This is a genomic window from Paenibacillus agaridevorans (assembly GCF_003112455.1).
GTDB classification, from domain to species: Bacteria; Bacillota; Bacilli; order Paenibacillales; family Paenibacillaceae; genus Pristimantibacillus; species Pristimantibacillus agaridevorans.
This window is the reverse complement of record NZ_BDQX01000214.1, coordinates 1-4,441: the sequence shown is the minus strand read 5'-3', so window position 1 is coordinate 4,441 and position 4,441 is coordinate 1. Positions and strand designations below refer to the sequence as shown.

The following is a 4,441-nucleotide window of genomic DNA, read 5'->3' as shown; positions in this document are numbered from 1 at the left end:
CGATTATTACCCTCCCGGACGATCCTTCCATTGTATCGTTAAGGGTTGAAAGCTTCTTCGAGCAAGGAACGGGGACAGCCTGGTTTGACGATACGTCTCTCATTCCATGGGTGCCTTTAGAAAAGATTGCATTTGAACAGGAAGCGTATACCGTACCGGTTGGAGGATCGGTTGCGACGAACGTTGATCTTACTCCTGCGAATACAAGCGAGAAAGAATTGATCTGGACGACGTCGGACCCCACTGTTGCTACAGTTGCAAATGGCGTAGTGACGGGAGCAAACACAGGAGTAGCCATTGTGACGGCTGCTTCATCGAACGGAAAAAAGCGGGCCTCCGTCCCTGTTTATGTTGGCCTGATCGGCGAGGGCATTACTGCGGAAGACGATCAGGCAGAGTCGATTCAAGGAGGAACGGCATCGGGGACAATTAAAGCTTATTCGGAAACGGGACAGCCATTATTTTACGCGATCGGGCTAAACGTCGCTCATGGACTACTGGATGTAGAGGATACGGGGAAATGGAGTTATTTTCCTTACGATAATTTTTACGGTACAGATCGGTTTATCGTCACGATTCGGGACGATCAAGGCAATTATGCCGTTTCTCAAGTCGCGATAACGGTTCATCCCGCCAACCATAGTCCCATAGCAACCGATTTAACGTATACGACAGACAAAAATAAGCCGATCACCGGTTTAGGTTACGTCGCTTTGAGGGATCCAGACGGCGATCAGCTTGTCATTGACTTGGCGAACCAGCCGCTTCACGGGCAAGTTGCGCTGCAGGCGAACGGGGACTGGAGCTACACACCCGATAACGATTATGTCGGGAACGATTGGTTCGCTTTGCGGGGAAGCGACGGCCATGGCGGGGAAGCCGTTGCCAAGGTTTACTTGTATATGGCTCCTCGCGCCGAAGAGCTGATTAGCGAGTTAATCACGAATCAGCCGAATCACAATCATCCCAGGATTCTGGCAACCGTCGACGACTTTGATCGGATTCAATCGCTTCTGGATAACGATATCCGCGTTCAGCAATGGTTTGCCAAAGTCAAGCAAACGGCGGATACAGCGCTCGGACAGGAGCCCGCGCCCTATCAAAAGCCCGATGGCTTGCGGCTAAACATGACGGCTCCGAGCAACATTGCCTACCTTGCTTTTGTATTCCGGGTGACTGGAGAACAGCAATATCTGGATCGCGCATGGCTGGAACTTCAGAATGTGTCGACGGACAATTATCCGGATTGGGGTCCGGAGCATTTTCTGGATACGGCTACGATTACGCAGGGGGTAGCCCTAGGCTATGATTGGTTGTACGACTATTTAAGCAGCGAACAGCTGGATATCGTCCGGCACGCGATTGTGGAGAAAGGGCTGAAGCAGGCTCTGCCGCTGTATGCGGGGATGACGTATTGGACGAAAAATAACAACAACTGGAACTTCGTCTGCAATGCCGGCATAATTATGGGAGCTCTTGCCGTTGCGGATGAAGAGGAGGAAATCGCCGGAGCCATTCTTCAAGGGGCATTCAAATCGCTGCAGCACGGATTGCGGCAATACGCCCCTGACGGTTCGGCCATAGAAGGGCCGGCTTACTGGAGCTATGGCACGGACTATCTCGTTTACTTGCTCTCGTCGCTGGAAACGGCATTCGGGCATGATTTTGGATTCTCCGCTGCGGATGGAATTCCGGCTACGCCGGATTATCCCTTATACATTACGGGTCCGCAGGGGCCGTTCAACTATTCCGACGGACCGGAGTCGTTTATCCCCGGAAGGTTGCTTCTTTGGTTCGCCGAGCATCACCAGGAACCGGGGTATGCGTGGTATCATCAATTTGTCCAAAGCCAAGCCGTCAGAACTACGCCTTACGATATTTTGTGGTATCGGCCCGAACTGTATAACGGCAGCGAACCGCCGAAGAAAGACTATTATTTTTCTCGTCAGCAAGCGGTGACTATGCGCAGCTCTTGGTCGGATTCCAACGCTCTGTTCGTTGGCTTCAAAGGAGGGATGAATGGCGCTCCTCATGGCGATCTGGACATCGGCTCTTTTGTGTTAGATGCTAACGGCGTGCGCTGGGCTTCCGATCTTGGCTCGGAGGATTACAATTTGCCCGGGTTCTGGGAAATGGGCGTGGAGGGAAGACGCTGGACCTATTACCGCAAACGGACCGAAGGACATAATTCTATCGTTATTAATCCGTCTGCCATGCCCGAACAGAAAGTAACGGCTGTATCTAAAATCGTAAAATTCGAAGACAACCGCGAGCAAGGCGCTTATGCAATCGCAGATATGACGGAAGCGTACAAGGATAGCGTAGTATCGGCGCAGCGCGGCGTTGCCTTGCTTGACGGTCGTAGGCAATTTCTCGTTCAGGATGAAATTCAAGCCAAGCTGCCTTCGGAGTTGTATTGGTTTATGCACACCGAAGCGCAAATCAACATCGAACCGGACGGCAAAACAGCTATACTAAGTTCGGGCGGTCAACGTTTGCAGGTGCAATTGCTGGCTCCGGCTGAGGCTGTATTCTCTGTAATGGACGCGGTTCCTTTATCGACCTCGCCCAATCCGGAGGGGCAAACAGTCAATACCGCCATGAAGAAGCTGACGATTCATCTTCAGAATCGGAAAAACACGACCATTTCGGTTCGAATGGTTCCGTTGCTGCCCGGGCAAGATCTTCTGTCCGATACGCCGGATGTCGTTCCGTTGGATCAGTGGTCGGTTGCCGAAGGAACGATTGCTTACAGTACGACAGCGCCGACGAATCACAACGTTGTTGCTGCCTTATTAACCAACGAACCTGTCACGATTACGAATAACGGCGGATCCCCGACCTATATATTCGAAAACAACGGCAGCTTCACCTTTGAATTTATGGACGTTGCGGGGAATAGGGGGTCTGCCGTTGCAACAGTTTCGAATATAGACAAAGTCGCGCCAACATTATCCATCTCCGTAGACAAGACGATATTAACTCCGCCGAATCATAAGTTGGTTCCTGTCCAAGTAACGGTTAATGCGGACGATGCCGGCGGTTCCGGTGTCGCGTCGATTATTCTGGCTTCTATTACGAGCAACGAGAACGATAACGAAAGCGGGGACGGTAACACGACGGAGGATATTCAGGAAGCGGAGTTCGGCACGTCCGACACGTCATTCTTGCTTCGAGCAGAGCGTTCAGGTAACGGGACAGGTCGGATTTATACGATTACGTATACGATTACGGATTATGCGGGCAACACGAATTCAGCCACCGCTACAGTTACAGTCCCCAAGGGCGGAAAGTAACCTGGCAACGAATTCGAGCGATTTTGTAGAGAGCAGAGGAGAAAACGAGCGATGAGTTTATGGGCAACGTCGATTGAGGACGCTTTGGCGAAAACGAAGCTCAACATCGAGAGGTTTGGCGAAAGGCTCCCTCTTGTCAGCACGGACGGAGGCAAAACGTACGTGCTGACGAATAATGACGATTGGACCGACGGCTTCTGGTCCGGCATACTGTGGCTGTGTTACGAGTACAGCGGCGACGTCGCATATCGCGAAGCCACCGTCCGCGAAGGCGCAATGGATCATTGAGCGCGACGAAGAGACCAGACGCCTGGCGCTAAAGGCGGCGGACAAGCTGATGGCCAGATGGCGCGAGCCGTGGCAATATCCAGTCATGGGGGCCTGAGGGCGATCCGGTTAAAGACGGGCGCATCATTATTGACTGAATGATGAATTTGCCGTTGTTGTATTTGGCTTACGAGCAGGCCGGAGAGGAACGATATCGGCGAACTGCGGTTCTTCATGCCGACAAGAACCGCCGTTACCTCGTGTACGGGGACTATTCCTCGTATCATACGTTTCATTTCAAACCGGAAAACGGAGGGCCGATCGGCGGCGATACGGCGCAGGGCTACACGAACGGATCGACTTGGACGCGCGGACAAGCGTGGGGCGTATACGGCTTTGCCCTGTCCTACCGCTATACCGACGATGCGAGTATCTGGAAACATCGAAGCGGCCGCTTTGCTGGAACTTGATGTTGAAGAGGAACTAGCGATCGTAAAAAAGGCAGTGCACATCTTCAGCAAGCCAAAGAACTAAGATTTCAGTTCATTCAAGGTCATCATTCCAAGTTCAATTTAGAGATGATGTGCGAAGTAATGAGCGTTTCCCGGAGCGGTTACTACAAATGGAAAGTCACAGGACCAAGTAAACAGGAGCTCCGCAAGCGTGAACTCATGGAGAGAATCCCTTCCACTTCAACGATTCTAAGCAACGTTACGGAGCACCCAAGATCACCTTTAGTCGGCTTTGAAGCAATCGCATCCCCGGTCGGCGTCTGAACCTACCTCTAAAGCCGGGCCAGCATCATCGAGTTGCTTCGATCAGAGGGTTCAGACACTCTCCCCACTAGGGAGAGAAACGTCGCCCGTGAGCTTTGGGAT

Annotated in this window: 1 protein-coding gene and 1 pseudogene; both read left to right on the top strand. The window is 52.1% G+C overall.

Annotated elements, in window-relative coordinates:
• The coding region (locus PAT3040_RS19805) for an Ig-like domain-containing protein (RefSeq protein WP_181376735.1) at positions 1–3,296 on the top strand (3,296 nt) is incomplete at its 5' end.
• A 51-nt stretch (positions 3,297–3,347) separates the two neighbouring features.
• Positions 3,348–4,014: pseudogene (locus PAT3040_RS19800) on the top strand (glycoside hydrolase family protein); the annotation flags it as partial.
• Positions 4,015–4,441: the final 427 nt, after the last annotated feature.